13 protein-coding genes and 2 pseudogenes are annotated in these 18,003 nt (G+C 68.7%); 3 read left to right on the top strand and 12 right to left on the bottom strand.

Going from position 1 to position 18,003, the window contains the following annotated elements; all coding sequences use genetic code 11:
* Positions 1–156: 156 nt before the first annotated feature.
* Positions 157–726: a TetR/AcrR family transcriptional regulator gene (locus K1J60_RS03605; RefSeq protein WP_220644876.1), complete on the top strand. Its 570-nt coding sequence runs from the start codon at positions 157–159 to the stop codon at positions 724–726.
* A 207-nt stretch (positions 727–933) separates the two neighbouring features.
* On the opposite strand, the gene K1J60_RS03600 is transcribed toward K1J60_RS03605, so the two are convergent.
* The 3 genes from K1J60_RS03600 to K1J60_RS03590 all read right to left on the bottom strand — a co-directional run bounded on the left by K1J60_RS03600 (position 934) and on the right by K1J60_RS03590 (position 3,984).
* Positions 934–1,206, bottom strand: a complete 273-nt coding sequence (locus K1J60_RS03600) for a hypothetical protein (RefSeq protein ID WP_220644875.1) — start codon at positions 1,204–1,206, stop codon at positions 934–936.
* Positions 1,207–1,277: 71 nt separating this feature from the next.
* Positions 1,278–1,847 carry a TetR/AcrR family transcriptional regulator gene (locus K1J60_RS03595; RefSeq protein ID WP_220644874.1) on the bottom strand — a complete coding sequence of 190 codons (570 nt, stop codon included), beginning with the start codon at positions 1,845–1,847 and terminating at the stop codon, positions 1,278–1,280.
* A 637-nt stretch (positions 1,848–2,484) separates the two neighbouring features.
* Positions 2,485–3,984: an MFS transporter gene (locus K1J60_RS03590; RefSeq protein ID WP_220651257.1), complete on the bottom strand. Its 1,500-nt coding sequence runs from the start codon at positions 3,982–3,984 to the stop codon at positions 2,485–2,487.
* A gap of 330 nt (positions 3,985–4,314) precedes the next feature.
* Here K1J60_RS03590 and K1J60_RS03585 point away from each other — a divergent pair.
* Positions 4,315–5,633, top strand: a pseudogene (locus K1J60_RS03585) (ISL3 family transposase).
* Between the two features lie 303 nt (positions 5,634–5,936).
* Here K1J60_RS03585 and K1J60_RS03580 read toward each other — a convergent pair.
* From K1J60_RS03580 to K1J60_RS03550, 7 genes are all read right to left on the bottom strand, one after another.
* On the bottom strand, positions 5,937–7,625 hold the full coding sequence (locus K1J60_RS03580) for a CocE/NonD family hydrolase (protein ID WP_220644873.1): 1,689 nt from the start codon (positions 7,623–7,625) through the stop codon (positions 5,937–5,939).
* 58 nt (positions 7,626–7,683) lie between these two features.
* On the bottom strand, positions 7,684–8,829 hold the full coding sequence (locus tag K1J60_RS03575; protein ID WP_220644872.1) for a serine hydrolase domain-containing protein: 1,146 nt from the start codon (positions 8,827–8,829) through the stop codon (positions 7,684–7,686).
* Between the two features lies 1 nt (position 8,830).
* Positions 8,831–9,658, bottom strand: a complete 828-nt coding sequence (locus tag K1J60_RS03570; protein WP_220644871.1) for an alpha/beta fold hydrolase — start codon at positions 9,656–9,658, stop codon at positions 8,831–8,833.
* Positions 9,659–9,868: 210 nt separating this feature from the next.
* Positions 9,869–10,885 carry an ABC transporter ATP-binding protein gene (locus tag K1J60_RS03565; protein ID WP_220644870.1) on the bottom strand — a complete coding sequence of 339 codons (1,017 nt, stop codon included), beginning with the start codon at positions 10,883–10,885 and terminating at the stop codon, positions 9,869–9,871.
* A 1-nt stretch (position 10,886) separates the two neighbouring features.
* On the bottom strand, positions 10,887–12,821 hold the full coding sequence (locus tag K1J60_RS03560; RefSeq protein WP_220644869.1) for a dipeptide/oligopeptide/nickel ABC transporter permease/ATP-binding protein: 1,935 nt from the start codon (positions 12,819–12,821) through the stop codon (positions 10,887–10,889).
* On the bottom strand, positions 12,818–13,852 hold the full coding sequence (locus K1J60_RS03555; RefSeq protein WP_259407536.1) for an ABC transporter permease: 1,035 nt from the start codon (positions 13,850–13,852) through the stop codon (positions 12,818–12,820). Before K1J60_RS03555 ends, K1J60_RS03560 begins: the two co-directional genes overlap by 4 nt.
* Positions 13,853–13,854: 2 nt before the next feature.
* The gene (locus K1J60_RS03550) at positions 13,855–15,390 is read right to left on the bottom strand and encodes an ABC transporter substrate-binding protein (RefSeq protein ID WP_220644868.1); all 1,536 of its coding nucleotides are present in this window, start codon (positions 15,388–15,390) and stop codon (positions 13,855–13,857) included.
* A gap of 499 nt (positions 15,391–15,889) precedes the next feature.
* On the opposite strand from K1J60_RS03550, the gene K1J60_RS03545 reads away from it, so the two are divergent.
* Positions 15,890–16,885, top strand: coding sequence for a LacI family DNA-binding transcriptional regulator (locus K1J60_RS03545; protein ID WP_220644867.1), 996 nt, complete (start codon positions 15,890–15,892; stop codon positions 16,883–16,885).
* 60 nt (positions 16,886–16,945) lie between these two features.
* Here K1J60_RS03545 and K1J60_RS03540 read toward each other — a convergent pair.
* Positions 16,946–17,056 (bottom strand): annotated as a pseudogene (locus K1J60_RS03540) (IS481 family transposase); the annotation flags it as partial.
* Positions 17,057–17,226: 170 nt separating this feature from the next.
* On the bottom strand, positions 17,227–17,757 hold the full coding sequence (locus K1J60_RS03535) for a DUF6351 family protein (protein ID WP_220644866.1): 531 nt from the start codon (positions 17,755–17,757) through the stop codon (positions 17,227–17,229).
* Between the last annotated feature and the right edge of the window lie 246 nt (positions 17,758–18,003).

Raw genomic sequence — 18,003 nt, 5'->3', positions numbered from 1 at the left:
GGAGTGGCCCCGGTGTATGTCGTCTGCCGGACCGCAGGCGCGCACCATCAGGGCTCGGCGACGGCCTTTCCCTCAGGCCGTCGCCGAGCCTCTGCCCGGAACCCCCGTAGAAACCGATCGGTTTTCATTTCGTCCGTTTCGGGTTAACCTCGCGGTATGGCCACCGAAGTGAAATTGAGCCCCGGAGGGCGGCTGCTGGAGGCGGCGGCCACGCTCACCTACCGAGACGGCGTCGGCATCGGCGTCGAGGCGCTGTGCAAGGCGGCGGGAGTGTCGAAGCGCTCCATGTACCAGCTGTTCGAGAGCAAGGACGAACTGCTCGCGGCGAGGCTGGAGCAGCGCACCTCCGCCTACGTGGCAGCACTCCTGCCCGCGGCGGACTACGGCCGGTCACCCCGCGAGCGGATCCTGCATGTCTTCGAGCAGGTGGAATCGCAGGCAGAGGCGCCCGAGTTCCGGGGCTGCCGGTACCTGGCCGTGCAGATCGAGCTCAAGGATCAGAGCCACCCCGCGAGCCGGGTCGCCCATCAGGTCAAGGAGAACCTGACCGCCTTCTTCCGTGCCGAGGCCGAGCGCGGCGGGGCGAGCGACCCTGACCTGCTGGCCCGGCAGCTCAGCCTGGTCTTCGACGGCGCCAGCGCCCGCGCGGGTATCCAGGCGGACAAACCGACCGGGCTTGTCGCGCCCACGGTGACCACCTTGCTCGACGCAGCAGGCGTGCGCTGACGCATCGCATTTTCGGAGCGTTCCCTCACCGCCCGACATCCGAGGGAAGCCCGATGGCCGCAAGCGTGTTGCCGAGGGTGCCGCAGGCGAAGAAGCTTGCGGTCTTGTCGGCGGCACTTCACCCAGATCAATTGCTTCCAGACCTGCCGATCGCATGATGTCCCTTCTAGTTGCCGGATGCCATGGCCGCCTGCGGACGGCGTCGCTTCAGCGTGACGTGGAGAGCTCCCGTCCCTTCAGACGGGCCGGCAGGCGCGTACCTTTCGGGTGTTGTCGCAGGTGGTTGGTGACGGGGTGCGAGAGACGCGAACAGTTCTTGGAGCGGGCGTAGAACGCGCCGCGGCGGTGGGGGGTGGCGCACACCTTCAGCCGGCGCCTCATGTCGGCACAGGTAGCTTCGGCCAGCTGGATCAGGACGTAGGAGCGGAGGAGTTCGACACCCGTACCGCGGGGATGCAGCCGCGCGTCTGAGGCGTCCACGGTGACCATTGCCGTCGTCTGGATCGACGTGACACCCCGTCCGCGGAGACTCCCGCCGACGACGGGGCGCGTCAGCGCATGCCTGCCGCGTCGAGCAGGGTGGCGACCGTGGGCGTGATGAGCCCGGGCAGTCTGTCGGCTCCGATCCCCGCGCGGGCGCTGGCGCCGTCGAAGAGCAGGATCAGCTGCCGGGCCAGCAGGTCGGGATCGTCTGCCCTGCCCCGTTCGGCCTCGGCGCGGAAGAAGGCTGTCAACTGCGCCTTGACCCGGTGGGCCACCCGGCTCGCGGGGTGGTTCTGGTCTTTGAGCTCGATCTGAGCAGCCAGGTACCGGCAGCCTTGGAAGCCGGGAGCACCCGCCTGCTCCTCCAACTGGTCGAAGACGTGCAGGACCCGCTCGTGGGGTGAGCGGCTGTCGTCCGCCGCGGGCAGAAGGGTCGCCACGAAGGTGGCGGAGCGCTCCTCCAGGCTCGCCGCGAGCAGTTCGTCCTTGCTCTCGAACAGCTGGTACATGGAGCGCTTCGACACCCCTGCCGCCTTGCACAGCGTGTCGACGCCGATGATGACGCCGTCTCGGTAGGTGAGCGTGGCCGCCGCCTCCAGCAGCCGCTCCCTGGGGCTCAGTTTCACTTCGGTGGTCATACCGCGAGGTTAACTCGCTTGCGACGAAAAGAAAACCGATCGGTTTACGACGCTTCTCCGGGGCGATCTTCACGCAGCCCACGGTCGAGCAGGAGGTGAGTACGGTTCCGCTGTGCCAGGGCGGCGGTCTTGTCGGGCTTCGTTTGGGCAGGCACGCGTTGTGCCCCTTGGCGACCGAGGCGGCCCGTCACCCCGAAGCTGAGGTGTGCGGCCGCGATGAGACCGACGGCCATGCTCGCGCAGCCCCGGCCAGGCCCGCGTCCCCTGGCGCCGTTGCAGAGGATTGAGCGGTTATCGCGAAGTGGAACAACGTGACCACCAGCAGGCGTGCCGAACACGGTAAGGCGGGGGAGCGCACCGGTCCCGGAGGCCGCGATGGCGCATACCGACTACAGCCGCGGCAGCGGCAGGCAGGCGGGAGGCGTCCATCCCCATGAGGCCGACGGCGCCCGGCATGACCAGCGTGACTGTCAGCCTCGGAAATTCAGCCCACATCGTGGATCTGACGCCGTGGTGACGGAAGACGCCCGCCACCTGCGATGATTTGTGCCTTGAGAGGGCACCAAATCATCGCAGGTGGCGGCGCATTTCCCGCAATCCACGCTTGCGACAAGCGCGCATTCCGGTGGATTCAGGCTCAGTGGGCGATGACGGGCTCGCCCTCCGACGGCGCCAAAGCCCGATTCGGCATCAGGAACGCGGTGAGGACCGCGCCGACCACGAAGATCCCGGCGCCCCAGGCCAGGGTGGCCGTGTAGCTCTCGACGCCGGCCTGGGCCGCAGTCAGTGCGCTCGGCTTGTGGGAGGAGAGGTAGTCGGTCGCGGCCGATGAGGCGACTGTGGTCAGCAGTGCCGTGCTGATCGAGCCGCCCACCTGCTGGCTGGTGTTGATCAGTGCCGAGGCGACGCCCGCGTCCTCGTGGTGTACGCCTGCCGTCGCACCCTGGAACGCGGTGGTCATCACCGCACCGATACCGAGACCCAAAAGGATCATGCCCGGCATGATGTCGGCGACGTAGGCACTGTTCAGCGTGAGCTGGGTCAGCAGGGCCATGCCGGATGCGGAGACCAGGAAGCCGGCGGTGACCACGATCTTCGGGCCGACCCGGGGCAGCAGCAGCGAGGGCACCGTGGTCGACGCGGCGACGATGCCGCCGACCATGGGCAGGAAGGACAGGCCGGCCTCTATCGGCGAGTAGCCGATGCTGGCCTCCAGGTAGTAGGTCAGGAACAGGAAGATCGAGAACATCCCCATGCCCAGGACGAAGACGGCCAGGAACGATCCGCCCCGGGTCCGGTCCAGCACGACGCGCAGCGGCAGCAGCGGATGTGCGACCCGAAGCTCCAGCCAGACGAACACGGCGAGCAGCAGCATGCCGCTGATCACGGAGCCGAGGGCGACCGGGTCGGTCCAGCTGGTGGATTCCACGTGCGCGAGCCCGTAGACGATGCCGAACAGCGCGGTGCTCACCACGACGGTGCCGGGAATGTCGATCTTGGGTCGCTCGGTGTGTGTGGGCTTGGCCAGCAACAGCAGCGCGCCGAGCAGCGCGACGCCCGCGAAGATGACGTTCACATACATCACCCAGCGCCACGAGGCCCATTCGGTGAGCATGCCGCCGAGCAGGAGTCCGACCGCGGCGCCCGCACCGGACAGCGCGCTGAAGATGCCGAACGCCTTCGGCCGTTCGGCCGGGTCGGTGAAGGTCACACTCAGCAGGGAGAGCGCCGCGGGCGCGAGCAGCGCGGCGAACAGGCCCTGGGCCACACGGGCCGCGACGAGTATGTCGAAGCTGCCGGCCGCGCCGCCGACGACGGATGCGGCCGCGAAACCGATCAGGCCGGTCACGAAGGTCGTCCGTCGGCCGAACAGGTCGCCCAGGCGGCCCCCGAGCAGCAGCAGGCTGCCGAAGGCCAGGGCGTACCCCGTGATGACCCACTGTCGGCTGCCGTCACTGAAGCCGAGGTCATGCTGCGCCTCGGGCAGTGCGATGTTCACGACGGTCGCATCGAGCGTGACCATGAGCTGCGCCACGCCCAGCACGACGAGCACCCACCAGCGCACGGCATGTGAGCCGCGGCGGCCCGAGTCTGTTGTCTCGGAGGCAGGCGCTCTGCGGTCGAAGGTGGTAGTCATGTCTTCCCTTTGTTGCAGGTCGGAGGCTGGGCACCGGTTGGAAACCGATCTGTTTCCATCTAGAAAAACAGATCGGTTTCCGCAGGGCAAGTGCACGGGCGGTCGCTGACCTGTGAGGGACCCGACAATGCGGCCGCCCGCCTCGGTGCCGCCGGTGCCGGTCTCGACGCGCGATCGGGTGCTCGACGTCGTTGCGTAGCCGCTCCACGGGCAGGGCGTCCGCATCGGCATCGACGCGCTGTGCCGCGCCGCCGGGCTGGCGTTGACCTTCATGTGATAGGTGTCAACGAGCTTGTGCAGACGGTGTTTTCGGGTCTGTCCCCACTGGTCATGGAGGATGTGGTCGACGAGGGTGAGCGGATCGTGGTGCGGGCCCGGACGCCGCTGGACACCGCGGTCTGCCCGGTGTGCGGGGCCTCGTCGGGACGGGTGCACGGCTATCACTGGCGGACGGTGGCCGACGGTCGACGGGCGACGGGTGGTGGTCCGTGTACGGGTGCGGCGTCTGGTGTGTCCCACGCGAGGCTGCCGCCACACCTTCCGCGAACAGGTGCCCGGGGTGCCGGAGCGATACCAGCGACGCACCGCTCGTCTGACCAGGCAGGTCAAGGCCGTGGTCAAAGAGTTAGCGGGCCGGGCGGGATCACGTCTGCTCGCGATACTCGCGTGGGCCTGTCCCGCCACACGGCCCTGCGCACCCTGCTGCGCGTCCCGTTGCCCACCGGGCGGGTGTCCCGCGTGATCGGCGTAGACGATTTCGCCCTGCGCCGGCGGCACCGCTATGCCAACGTGGTGATCGACGCCGAGCCCCATGAACAGATCGACGTGCTGCCCGACCGCACGGCCGACACGCTGGAAGCGTGGCTGCGCCGGCATCCGGGCATCGAGGTCGTGTGCCGCGACGGCTCAGCCACCTACGCCGAGGCCATCCGCCGTGCTCTGCCTGACATGGTGCAAGTCGGTGATCGGTGGCATTTATGGAAGAACCTGTGCGAAGCCGCCCTGAGCGAGGTGAAGGCACACAGAGCCTGCTGGGCCACCGTACTGGACGCGCCGATCCACGACGGGCCCCGCGCTCAGACCACCCTCGAACGCTGGCATCAGGTTCATGGCCTGCTCGACCAGGGCGTGGGCCTGCTCGAATGCGCCCGCCGCCTGCAACTGGCCCTGAACACCGTCAAACGCCACGCCCGAGCCGACCGGCCCGAGCGCATGCTCCGCGTCCCCAAGTACCGTGCCGGCCTGGTCGATCCCTACCGCGAGCACCTGCGCAAACGCCGAAGTGAAGACCCCGGCGTCCCCGTCCAGCACCTCTTCGAGGACTCCTGGCCAAGCTTACCGTCGCCTGCCCCGAGATGACCCAACTGGCCGCAGGAATAAGAGACTTCGCCCCGCTCCTTACGCCACACACCGACAACGCCGATGCGCTCACGCACTGGATCGCCCAAGTCCGAACAGCCGACCTGCCCCACCTACACGCCTTCACCCGGGGCCTGGACCGGGACATCGACGCCGTGATCGCCGGGCTCACGCTTCCGTACAGCAACGGCCCCACCGAGGGCGTCAACACCAAGACCAAGCGGATCGCGCGCCAGATGCACGGACGAGCAGGCTTCACCCTGCTTCGCCACCGCATCCTCCTCGGATAGCGACACGCTCCGTCACCACCGAATGTGAGACAGGGCCGAACGTCTTACAGTCCCCTCCCGCGCGGCCTGACCCTGCGGAGTAGACCACCGCCCTGCGCATATCTCATGGCCACGGCGTACCGCAGGGATCTAGCAATGTCAGTCCCGACAACTGAACGGAAAGGTCAGTAACACAATGAGCCGAGTCTGGCGCGGGGCGTCCGCGCCAGACTCGGCGGCGGTGACGTCGGCGAGCGGGACGGCGCGCTCCCCGGCCGGGTCCGGGCCGCGCGGTGCGTCACGCCCTGAGCGTGGCTGTCCGTGTCACCCGGGCGGCGTCGGCAGGAGCACCCGGGACACCGCGCCGGTGTCGTGGTGGACCGTGTGCGTGCACGGCCGCAACTCGCTTCCGGTGCCGGGCGCTGCGCCGGTGCCCTCGTTACGTGCGTACCGTGGGTGGGAGCCGCCGGCTATCAGCAGGCGGATCCGGTGTCCGGCCTTGACCTCGTGTGCGCAGGAATCCAGCCGCACGCGCACGGTCTGCACCTGGCCGAGGGGCGAGGCGGGGTCGAGCCGGACGAATCCTTCGGCGAAGTTGCGGGACACGCCTTCGAGGTCGACGTCGCAGAGCCGCACGAAGACGTCGGCGTACGGGTTGCTCCTGCTGTGCGCCAGCTCGACGACCGGTGCTCCCATGATCTCGAGCGGCGCGGTCAACGGGTCGGTGGTGAAGGTGAGCACATCAGAGCGGCTCTCCAGTTTCGCGTTGTCCTTGCTTCCGCCGTCGAGGGTGAGCAGGGGGCCACCGAGGGTCGGTGTGGGGTTCGCCGGGTCGTAGACGTACGTCGACGGCGCACCGCCGCTCGGCTCGTCGGCCAGAAGCCTCCCGCCCGACTGCAGGTAGCGCACGGTCTCACCCGCCGCCGGCGGCCACTCGGCCAGCTGCCGCCAGGCGCCCTGTCCGGTGACGTACACCTCGACGGGGGATGCGGACCGAGGGTGTTCCGGCGCTTCGCCGGCGAGGCGCGTCTCCAGCCATTCGAGATTGCCGCGAAGCAGGCGCCCCATGCCTTTCTGAGCGAGCTCGTTGTGGGTCCAGGGGCCGACGGTGAGTGAGACGTCGACCCCACGGGCACGCAGCGACCGGTACTGGTGCAGGGTCTGGTCGACAAAGAGGTCCTGCCAGCCGGCGGTGAGCCGCACCGGGACGGTCGCCCGCTGAAGGGCCTCGTCGAGCTTGAGCCGATCCCATACCGGATCGTTGGAGTCGGGCGTCGTCAGCCATTCCCGGAACCACTGCGCGCGGTGCTCGGTCGCCGTGTCGGCCGCCTCGGCCAACGGGAGGGCGTCGAAGACCGGCGCCAACCGTCGCTTCATCGTCAGCACCCGGGCCATACCGCGCAGCCCGGGGAACCGCTCCTGGTGGACCACCATCTCCGCCCAGGACAGGAAGTCGCCCACCTGGAACGCTCCGGCTCCATACAGCGCGTCGTGCATGTCGTGCGGGGCGACGGCGATCAAGCAGGTGCGCAGCTCGGGGGGCGGGTCCATCAGCAGCGCCCATTGGGTCCAGCCCACGTAGGAACCCCCGGCGGTCGCGAGCCGTCCGTCGAACCAGGGCTGGGTCCGCAGCCAGGCCACCGCGTCCTGGGCGTCGTCGGCCTCGTTCGCCATCGGGTAGAACTCTCCCGTGGAGCCGAACGTGCCGCGGCAGCTCTGCAGCACGACGTGATACCCATGGCCCGCGTAGACCCTCGCCTCCAGATCATGCGGAAAGCCGCGCCCGTACGGGGTGCGCAGGAGGACGGTGCCTCTCGGCTGGTCGGTGACGGGGGCGTAGTGGTCTGTCACCAGGACGGCGCCGTCACGCGCGGGGACCCGAAGGTTCCGCTCAACCTGGTAGCCGTTTCGAGTGCCCGGCGACCGCATCAGGCGGGTCAGGACCCGGTCAGCCGCGCGGGCGGACAGGCTCGGGGGTGCCAATGTGGTGGGACGGGGAAGTGTCGTGGTCATGGCCTGGTCTCTGGTTCTACGGTGGACTGGTTCGGACGTGATGTACCGAAGTTGGGCTTCACAGGCAGGCGTGCAGCGCGTGGCAGAGCGCGTTGGCTCGGTCGTCGGGCAGGCCACCGGGCTGTGCGGTCTGGTAGGCGAAGGCGATCCCTGCTTCCAGGTGGGCGAAGCCCAGGCAGCCGCCGAGGCCGTCGTGGCCAAAGCTGCCGGAGCCGATCATCGGCCGCTGGGTGGAACTGGTCATGAAGCCGGTGCCCCAACCGCCGCCCAGGTCAGGGCCGACGAACGGACGGCCCTCGGAGCGCACCACGAGGGCGTCGCGGACGACGTCCGAGCCCAGCAGCCTGACTCCGTCGACCTCGCCCACCGTGGCCGCGTACAGCCGTGCCAGGCTGCGGGCGTTGGTCACGAGATTGCCTGCCGGGATCTCTACCGACAGCCACGCCTCTGTGTTGGCGTCCTGGGTGATGCGGGCGGCGTCGAAGACACCGCCCAGGCTGATGGAGCGTTCGATCATCGGTGCGCCGAGAGCCGCGGCCATCATCGCGGCGGCCTCGGGGTCGGTGATGGGCAGCGGGTCCGACAGGAGGTGGAAATCGGCGGCCGCGGGGTCGGCGCCGTACGTCATCGTCAGGTTCAGTGGATCGGTCACGTGCTCGCGCAGCCACTGACCGGGCCGCAGTCCCGTCGCCCGGCGCAGCACCTCGCCGGCCAGCCAGCCGATGGTGAGCGCGTGGTAGGCGTACGCCGTCCCGGGAGCCCAGGCCGGCGCCTGCCGGGCCAGTCCGTCCGCCACCGGCTCCCACGCACGCAGGTCCTCCACCGTCACATCCCACTCGGGCGCCACCAGGCCGGCCTGGTGCGCGAGGAGCTGCCGTACGGTCGTCGTCTCCTTGCCGTTCGTGGCGAACTCCGGCCAGTACTTCGCCACCGGGGCGTCGAGGTCGATCAGGCCGCGTTCGGCGGCCATCAGCAGGCAGACCGTGGTGACGCCCTTGCTGACGGAGAACACGACGGTGCGGGCGTCGGGTGTCCAGGCGCCCCGGGCGGTCCGCCCGGCCCAGATGTCCACCACGGGCGCTCCCTGGGCGTACACCACGCAGGAGGCGGCCGTGTCGCCTCGCTGCCGGAAGTTGTCGGTGAAGGCGTCCGCGATGCGTTCGAAACCGCTGGACACGTGACCTTTTACCGGTATTGCTGTCATGTCACGCAATTCCTCGTGCCGTGTTGTCCCGAATCTGAGTGATGATCTGAGGCCAGAGCTGAGGGGGGAGCTCATGCCCCATGCCGGGGTAGATGGTCAGCTTCGAATCCGTGATCAGTTCGTGCATGACCGTGGACGCATCGGGGTCGATCAAGCGGTCGCCGTCGCCGTGCAGGATCGTGGTGGGCGCGGTGATGCGGTGCAGGCGGGGCGTACGGTCGGGAGAGTTGTAGAGCGCCTCCACCTGCCGCAGGATGCCGTCGGGGTCGTAGTCCCGGTCGTACATCTGGCCGCCGAGTTCCCGCAGCCACGTGATGTCCCGGGGGTATCCGGGTGAGGCGCACCCCGCTTCGATGTCCAGGTACTGCGCGATCGCCTCGTCGCGGTCGCGGGCCCGGGGGTGCTGCGTTCGCTCGTCGACCACGTCGCGTCCGGCGATGAAGTCCGTGCTGGGCGCCGTGTAGACCAGGGCGAGGGTCAGCACGCGCGTGGGGTGGTCGAGGGCGAGCTGCTGGGCGATCATACCGCCCAGCGACTGTCCCACTATGTGTGCTGCGGGAATGTCGAGCGCGGCGAGGAGGCCCTCGGAGTCGTTCGCCATGTCGGCCAGGGTGTAGCCACCATGCGGGAACTTCTGCGACAGACCGACATCCCGGTTGTCGAAACGGAGGACGTGGAAACCCTCGTCGGCGAGTTGCCGGCACAGCTCGGCTCGCCACCCGAGCATGTGGGCCCCGAGCCCCTGGATCAGCAGCAGCGGGGGGCTGCCGGGATCGCCGAAGGTGTCGTAGTTGAGTGACACCCCGGCGGGCGTGGTGACCGTGGTCATGTATGTCTCTTTTCGGCTGTTGGATCGAGCGGATGCCCTTGGCTGGCGCATCGGCGACCATGGCGGACGCGTCGATGACGAGGAACAGCGAGCCGCAATGAGTAAGTCGGCGGTGGCCGGCACCGTGAGCTGGGCATACCGGTGGGGCCTTGAGCCTCCGTCCGGGTTCGACCCGCGGAGTGCGTGCGATGTCGTCGGCGACGGCGTTGTTCAGCGCACGGAAGGTGTCGTTACGGCCGCCGCCTCCGTCGGCGCGGTGCCGAGTTCTTGCCACCGGTGACAGGCGACGGTCGTGCCTGCCGGGGTCTCTTCGAGCGCCGGCCGTTCGGTGCGGCACAGCGGGACGGCGTGTGGACAGCGGGTGGCGAAGGGACATCCCGCGGTGGGGACGGGGCCGCTGTTGTCACCCGTGCGCGCGCGTCGCAGGCGGCGTTCTGCCTGGCGCACCGGGTCCGGGACGGGCGCTGCTTCGAGCAGGGTCCTGGTATAGGGGTGCATCGGCGCGGTGTAGACCGTGTCGGCGGGGCCCTGCTCCATGATCTGTCCGCGGTACAGGACCATGATGCGGTGCGAGAGGTGCCGTACGACGTCCAGGTCATGGGCCACGAACAGGTAGCCGAGTGCGAACTCGTCCTGCAGCTCCCGGAGGAGGTTGAGCACCTGCGCCTGGACCGAGAGATCCAGGGCGCTGACCGGCTCGTCGCAGATCACCAGCCGCGGTTGTGCGACGAGGGCCCGGGCGATGGCGATGCGTTGACGCTGGCCGCCGGAGAAGCTCGACGGATAGCGGTCCGCGGCGGTTGCGGGGAGTCCGACGCGCTCGAGCACGGTGATGACCCGGTTGCGGACCTCGTCCGTGGCCAGTTTCTCTGCCCGCAGCGACTCGCCCAGCGTCTGAGCGACGGTTCGGGTCGGGTTCAGGGAGCTGTACGGATCCTGGAAGATCACTTGCAGGTCGCGGCTGAGCGCACGGCGCCGGTGGTGGTCGGCTCGGGTGATGTCCTCGCCCGCGAACTCGATCTGCCCGCCTGTCGGCGGCACCAGGCCGAGCACGGCCCGGCCGATGGTGGTCTTGCCGGAGCCTGATTCGCCCACGACGCCCAGCGTCTCCCGCTCGGCCACGGAGAAGCTCACCTGGTCGACGGCTCGCAGGACGGGTGAGCCGTGTCCGCGGCGGAAGTGCACCGACAGATCGCGGACTTCGAGGAGGTTCGTCTCGTCGTTCACGTCACGCACCTTCGATCTGGTGAGCGTGGAGGCAGCGGGCCTCGTGGGAGGCGCCGATTTGGAGGAGGGGAATATTGCCGCTGCCGCACTGGTCGGTGGCGTGTGCGCATCTCGGCTGGAAGTGGCAGCCCTGCGGCCACGAGCCCGGCATGGGGACCGCCCCCGGGATGGTGGACAGCACCGCCGAGCTGTGCTGGTTGTGCGGATTCGAGGCGAGCAGTGCCCGGGTGTAGGGGTGGTGCGGGTCGCCGAACAGCTCTTTCACGCCGGCGCGTTCGGCGACCTGGCCGGCGTACATCACCACGACCCGGTCGCACATGTCGGCGACCACGCCCAGGTCATGGGTGACCAACATGATCGCCATGCCCCGGTCGCGTTGCAGCGTGCGCATCAGATCGAGGATCTCCACCTGGATGGTGACGTCGAGGGCGGTGGTCGGCTCATCGGCGATCAGGAGCTTCGGTTCCCCGGCAAGGGCACGCGCGACGACGACGCGCTGGGCCATGCCGCCCGACAGCTCGTGCGGGTAGCGGCGGGCCACGAGATGGGGTTCGGGCAGCTGCACCTGTTCCAGCAGCTCGATGGCGCGTCTCCTGGCCTTGGCACGGCTCATTCCGGTGTTGATCCGGACGGCTTCGGCGAGTTGCCAGCCGATCCGGAAGGCGGGATCGAGCGCGACCATCGGTTCCTGGGACACGTAGCCGATCTCGGAACCGCGGACAGCCTGGAGTTCGGACTCCGACAGGGCCGCGAGGTCCCTGCCGTCGAAGAGGACGTGTCCGGAGTCGATCCGTCCGCCGCCGCCGAGCAGTGCAATGACGGCGAGTGCTGTCGTGGTCTTCCCGCAACCGGACTCTCCGACGACTCCGACGGTCTCTCCACGGGCGATGTCGAAGGTCACCCCGTCGATCGCACGGATGGGGCCGGTGGGCGTGGCGTAGGACACCGTGAGGTCGCGGACCGAGAGCAGGCTGTCGTCGGTGCTCGTGGGAACGACGGCGGAAGCTCGCGTGGGCGCGCCTCGGCGCTTGTCGCCCAGCGGGAGGCCGGACTTCGCAGACCAGCCCTCCGTGCCGGCGTCTCTGACCGCGTCGCCCAGAAGTCCGAACGCCAGCACGGTCAGCGCGATCGCCAGGCCGGGCGGCCAGATCAACCAGGGCTGCTGGAAGAGGGCGCCGACCCCGTCCGCGACCATCCCTCCCCAGCTTGGCTCCGGAGGCGCGGCGATGAGGGCGAGGAAGGCCAGCCCGGTCTGCACCAGCAGGGCAGCCGCCGCCAGCAGGGACGCCTGCACGACGATGGGTCCCATGATCCGAGGCAGCACGTGCCGGGTGATGATGTAGGTCCGCGACATGCCGGATACCCGGGCGGCGGCGACGTAGAGCTGTTCGCGCACCGGCAGTGTCGCGGCTCGTACGACGCGCACAAGACCCGGCGCGGCCAGGACACCGAGAGTCACCATCGCGGCCGTCACGCTCTGCGGGAAGACCGACAGCACGACGATGACCAGGATGATCGCCGGCAGCGACAGCACGAGATCCGCCAGCCAGGTGACCGCCCGGTCGGTCTTGCCGCCGACGTAGCCGGCCACGAGCCCGATGGGGATGCCCAGCGCCAGGACGACCGCCATCGCCTCGACGACGCCGACCAACGTGACCCGGGTGCCCACCAGCAGTCGCTGGAGAACGTCGCGGCCCAGGCTGTCGACGCCGAGGGGGTGAGCGGCGCTCGGGCCGTGCAGGGCGGTTCCGAGATCGCCGGCCCTGTCGGTCCCGACGTGTGGCATCAGCATCGGGGCGACGACGGCGATCACGACGAGGATCGCCAGGTACGCCAGACACACGACGGCCAGCGGCCGTCGCATCAGGCGGCGCACGAAGCGGGGGTTCACGGAGGGTGATGCCGACACTTCGGCACCGGTCACGGTCACAGTCATGCTGTGCTCACTCTCGGGTTGAGCAGCCCATAGGCGAGATCGACCAACAGGTTGACGATGATGACCACCACGGTGAAGAACACCGCGACCGCCTGGACCGTCGGGATGTCGTGGGCCAGGGCCGAACCGACCACGAGCGAACCAAGGCCCGGCACGGAGAAGACGCTCTCGATGAGAACCGCGCCGCCCAGCAGGCCGATGGTCTGGACACCCAGGACGGTGACGACCGGGATGGCGGCGTTCTTGAGGGCATGCCGGTAGATCAGTGAGTTTCGGGAGACGCCGTTGGCGGCCGCCATCCTGATGTACTCGCTTCCGAGCACGTCGAGCATGGCTTCCCGGGTCTGCTTCAGGACGGCCGCGACGGAGCCGAGGGAGAGTGCGGTCACCGGCAGCACCAGCGATCGGACCCAGTCCTGGGGCGATTCGGTGAACGGCACGTACCCGAGCGCGGGGAACCACTGGAGCTTGATGGCGAAAACGACGACCAGCACGGAGCCGACCCAGAAGACCGGCAGTGCCCAGCCGAGGAGGGCGAGTGCGTCGACCGCCCTGCCGATCACCCCACCACGAACGGCACTGAACACACCGAGGCTGACACCGACCACGACGCTCACCAGCAGCGAGCCGACGATGAGTGACATGGTGACGGGCACTCGGCTCATGACCGATTCCAGGACCGGGGTGCCATTGGTGATCGAGTTGCCGAAGTCACCCGAGACCGCGTGGCCCAGCCAGCGCCCGTACTGCTCGTAGACCGGGAGGTCGAGCCCGAGTTGCCGACGCAGTGCTTCGTACTGTTCCGGTGTGCCACTGGTTCCGAGCATCTGCCGTGCGGCATCTCCCGGGGTGAGCGACAGCAACAGGAAGTTGAAGCTCGACACGACCAGCAGCAAGGGGACCGCGGTCACCATGCGGCGTGCCAGCAGCGAGGTCAGCCCGCTGCCTCCGGCGCCGCGTCCACGCTTGGCGCGCCCGCGAGGGGAGCGCGTGAGCGGCGCTCCCATCGCGTCAACCGACGTGTCGGCCATCGTCAGTTCGTCCATCCGAGGTCGGCGCCGAAGACCATCCAGGAGCCCTTCTTGACTCCGGTGATGTGCTCGTTCATGCCCCACGGGATGTGGTACTCGTAGATCGGCACATGGATGGCCTGCTCGGTGACCATGCTGTTGAGCTTTCTGAACGTCTTCGCTGCCTGGTCGCCCTGCTGTGTCTGACCCTGGTGGTAGAGCGCGTCGATCTTGGCGTTCGAAGCACCGAAGGGGTTCATCGAGGCCTTGGGGCCATACAGGAGCGAGTACGCGATCGACGTCGGGGAGGCGTCCGGTGCCCACTGCATCGCGGCGAACTTCTTCGAGAGCGCCTGCTGGATGAAGTCAGTGGTCGCCTGGGTGACCTTGACGCGGACGCCGACCTTTTCCCAGTACTTCGCGACCGTCTGCATCGTCGGGTCGCCCCAGTTACCGATGATGGCCCCCGGGTCCACCACGTCCATGCTGAACCCCTTCGGGTAGCCGGCCTTGGCGAGCAGCGCCTTCGCCTTCTTCGGGTCGTAGGGGTAGCGGTCTTCCAGGGCCGGGTTGGTGTACTCGGTCTGGTACTGGGACGTGGGCCGGCCGTACTCGCCGACCATCGCTTTGGTGATCGACTCACGGTCGATGGCGTAGTTCAGCGCCTGCCGTACCCGGACGTCGGCGAGCGGCTTGGTGGCTGTCCCGTCGCGGTCGGCGAGCGTCACCGCGATGGTGCCGCTGCGCCAGTGCATCACCTTCACGCCCGCCTTCTCCGCTGCGGGCGCGGTGGATGAGTCGAGGTTGCCGAAGTCGATCTGCCCGGACTGGAACGCGCGCAACATCGAGGACGGGTTGGGGATGATCCGAACGGTCACCTTCTTGAAACGGGCAGCCGACGGATCGTGGTAGTGCTTGCTGGGCACCAGGGTGTAGTGATCGCCTGTCACGGACTGGGCGGGATCCAGGACGTAGGGACCGACGCCGTACGTGCCCTTCGCCAGGCTGCCGGGGTCGGCGACGGACTTGGGGCTCGAGAGGGCACCCCGGTTTCCGTACTGGGACAGGAGCAGGGGCACGATCGGAGACGGCGAGGCGAGGTTGAGCCGGACCGTGTACTCGCCCTTGGTCTCGACGGAGCCGATCGAGAGCGTGGAGGCGTACGGCCCGGGCTGCTTCGCGAAATACTCTAGCCAGGTCTTGACCGCCGCCGCGTCCAGCGGACTGCCGTCGGTGAAGCGGATCCCCTTCTTGAGGGTGAACTCGAAGACCTTGTTCCCGTCTCCGACGTACTTGTAGTCGCTCACCAGGGCCGGGCTGGCGGTGTAGTCGGCGTTCATGTGGAACAGGGACTCGTTGGTCAGCGAACGCATCACGTTGGGCGTTCCGCCGCCGTCCTTGGCCGGGTCGAGTGTGAACGGCCCGAACGAGAGACCGATACGCAGCTCATTCGCGCTGGTGCCGGTAGGCCCGTCCCCCTCGCTGCCGGCGCCGCACGCTGTGGTGCCGAGCGCCAGCGCCGATGCGGCGAGCAGCGCGATCAGTGGTGTGCGGTTCATGTGTCTTCTCCTGGAAGTCTCAACTGGGCCACGACTCGCGTGTGGACACGCGTGGTCACATGTGTGGGGACTGCGGGCAGGCGTCGGCAGGTCGCTTGACCTGGTAGTCACGGCGAGTGCCCGACAGTCGCATCAGGTGCGGGTCAGGACCGGTCCGTCGCGCGAGCGGCCTGGCTCGGGGGCCTCGAAGCGGCGTGACGCGGAAGTGTCGTGGTCAGCGGGACCGGATCGGCGGCGGAGACAACGCGGCCGGGCGTCGTGTCGGTGCTGACGGGGATCGTGTCGTCCATGACAGATCTCTCTTCGTGTGGATCCACCCCGTCGGCACGTATGAAGACGGTGATCAGCTGGGGGTGGGCGGCTCAGGCAAAACGGTTGCGGGGCGTCATCCCCTGCGGGCCATTGCGGCGACCTATGCGGCGACCTAATACGTATTAGATTCGCTGGTTGCCGTACCGTAGCCTGTGCGTGAAGGCGTGGCAAGAGGTGGGGAGGGGCTTTGCCAAGGGTCACCAGCAAGGACGTGGCGCGAGAGGCCGGGGTCTCCCAGACCACCGTGAGCTTCGTGCTCAACGGCAGGGACGAGCACGGGCTCTCCGCGGAGACCCGCCGACGGGTGTTGGAGACGGCGAAGCGTCTCGGATACGTACCGTCGGGGGCCGGCCGTGCGCTGCGCAGGGGCCGCAGCAACGTCGTGCTCTGCGTGGTTCCGGACCTCCCCGTCGCGGAGGCCATGGAGCAGTTCAAGCTGGCCCTCGTCCGATCACTGGGCGAGGCCGGTTACACCTGCGTGTACCTGCACCACGACGGGACGGCCACGCCGCTGGCCGAGCTGTGGCAGCACGTCCAGCCGGCGGTGGTCGTCGCGTTCGGCACTCTGCCGCCCGCCGACGCACAGTCACTGCATCGGGCGGAAATCCCCCTGCTCGACGGGGTGTTCACACCGGACAACACCCGCCTGACCGGGCTGAGCCAGGAAGACATCGGACGCCTGCAGATCGAGCACCTCGCCGCACGCGGGCACCGGCACATCGGCTACGCCGCGGTGGACGACCCCCGAGAGCTTCCCTTCTGCCGGCCCCGCCTGCAGGGAGCCACCCGGGCCTGCAACGACCTGGGCCTGCCGACGCCACAGGTGGTCAGCATGCGCTACTCGCGGGCCGGCGCCCGGGCTGCCGTCGTGGACTGGACGCAGGGCGCCACCCCGGTCACGGCAGTCGCCGCCTTCAACGATCTGATCGCTCTCGCCATCCTGGCGAGCTGCCGCACGCAGCACATCGACGTCCCGCACGACCTGGCGCTCATCGGCGTCGACGACCTCCCCGTGAGCTCGCTCGCCGTACCGGCCCTGACCACCATCGGCATGGACCTCACCGCGGCAGCCGGCAATCTCACCACCAGCATCCTCTCGACGGTCGGCGCTCCGGCCCCGGCAACGCCGAGCCGCCCCGAGGCGGGCGACATTCTCGCCCTCATCCACCGCGAGACGACCTAGCCGACCGGCCAGGACATTGAGATGAAGCTCGACGGCCACCGGACGGTCGTCTGGCGTGAGGAAGCCTCCGCCGTCGGGGATGTTGCCGAGCTTCTTGATGTCCACGTGCATCAGCTCGCCGGGCCTGTCACGTTCGTAGCGTCGTATGGTCCGGCCGGTCGCGCGGTCGATCTCATCTCAAGACCGGGCGGACGCGGTCGCATCGAGCCATGCTTCGTCGGCAACGACCACCGGACCGGGTCTCTTCTCGTGACAGTGGTACGAGGGGCTGGGTGCCCGCGGCCTAGCGTCTGATGGGGAACGCACCACGCCGCGGGGCACAGGAGTGATGAAAGGGCGTTTCACGGCGCCGGGCTGGACTGCGGTGGGGCACCCAGCGGTTGCCCGCCGGGTCCGCCGGCAAAGGTCAGCGATGGCAGCGAGGGCTGCTGGGCCACGCCTGGCTTGCGGTAGTCGCACACCCCCTCGGGGAAGGTCGTCCGCAGCCGGTCCCACTGGGCGTTGGTGAAGTCGACGGTGTAGTCGCCTCGGTCGAGTGGCTTGAGCGCGCACTTGACGATGTTGTTGGCCAGTGGGCCCTCGGCGGCGGTTCGGGGCAGACCGAAGTAGGGGTAGGCGGCTCGGCAGACCGACATGTCGGTGATCTTGCGGTCGGCGATCCAGCACGCGTCGACCGCGTCGGCCGGCTTGTTGCGCACCACCTTGGTCTCGATCGGGTCGGTGGATGTGTCGGCCTCGATGCGAGCCAGCCATCTGTCCATGAGCACGAACGCCGTCTCGTTGGCGTCGTTATCGCTTGCGACGGCAGGCACGCCCGTCCAGACGATCTGGTTGTCGTGGTGACCGTTGGCCTGGTCGAGTCGGGCGCGCATTTCGTAAGGAACAGCGAAGCGATCGTCACTCAGGCCGTCCTCACACCAAGGGCCGCAAGAGCTTCACGGAAGCCCGGCAAGAGGCGCACATCCGCCACCAGGTCCCGGTGAGCGCTCGCCGCATCGGCCTGGTGCCGAGACCGGCACCTCGTGGCCAACAGTCGGCCCCCATGCCGGGGGTAGTCCGGCAACGAATCGGTCCTGTGCCATCGGCTCCGATGCGCCGCCCGGCGGCGCAGGCCCTGG

The sequence above is a fragment of the Streptomyces akebiae genome, from assembly GCF_019599145.1.
GTDB classification, from domain to species: domain Bacteria; phylum Actinomycetota; class Actinomycetes; order Streptomycetales; family Streptomycetaceae; genus Streptomyces; species Streptomyces akebiae.
The sequence above is the reverse complement of the archived record's forward strand: the minus strand, read 5'-3'. Positions and strand labels throughout refer to the sequence as shown.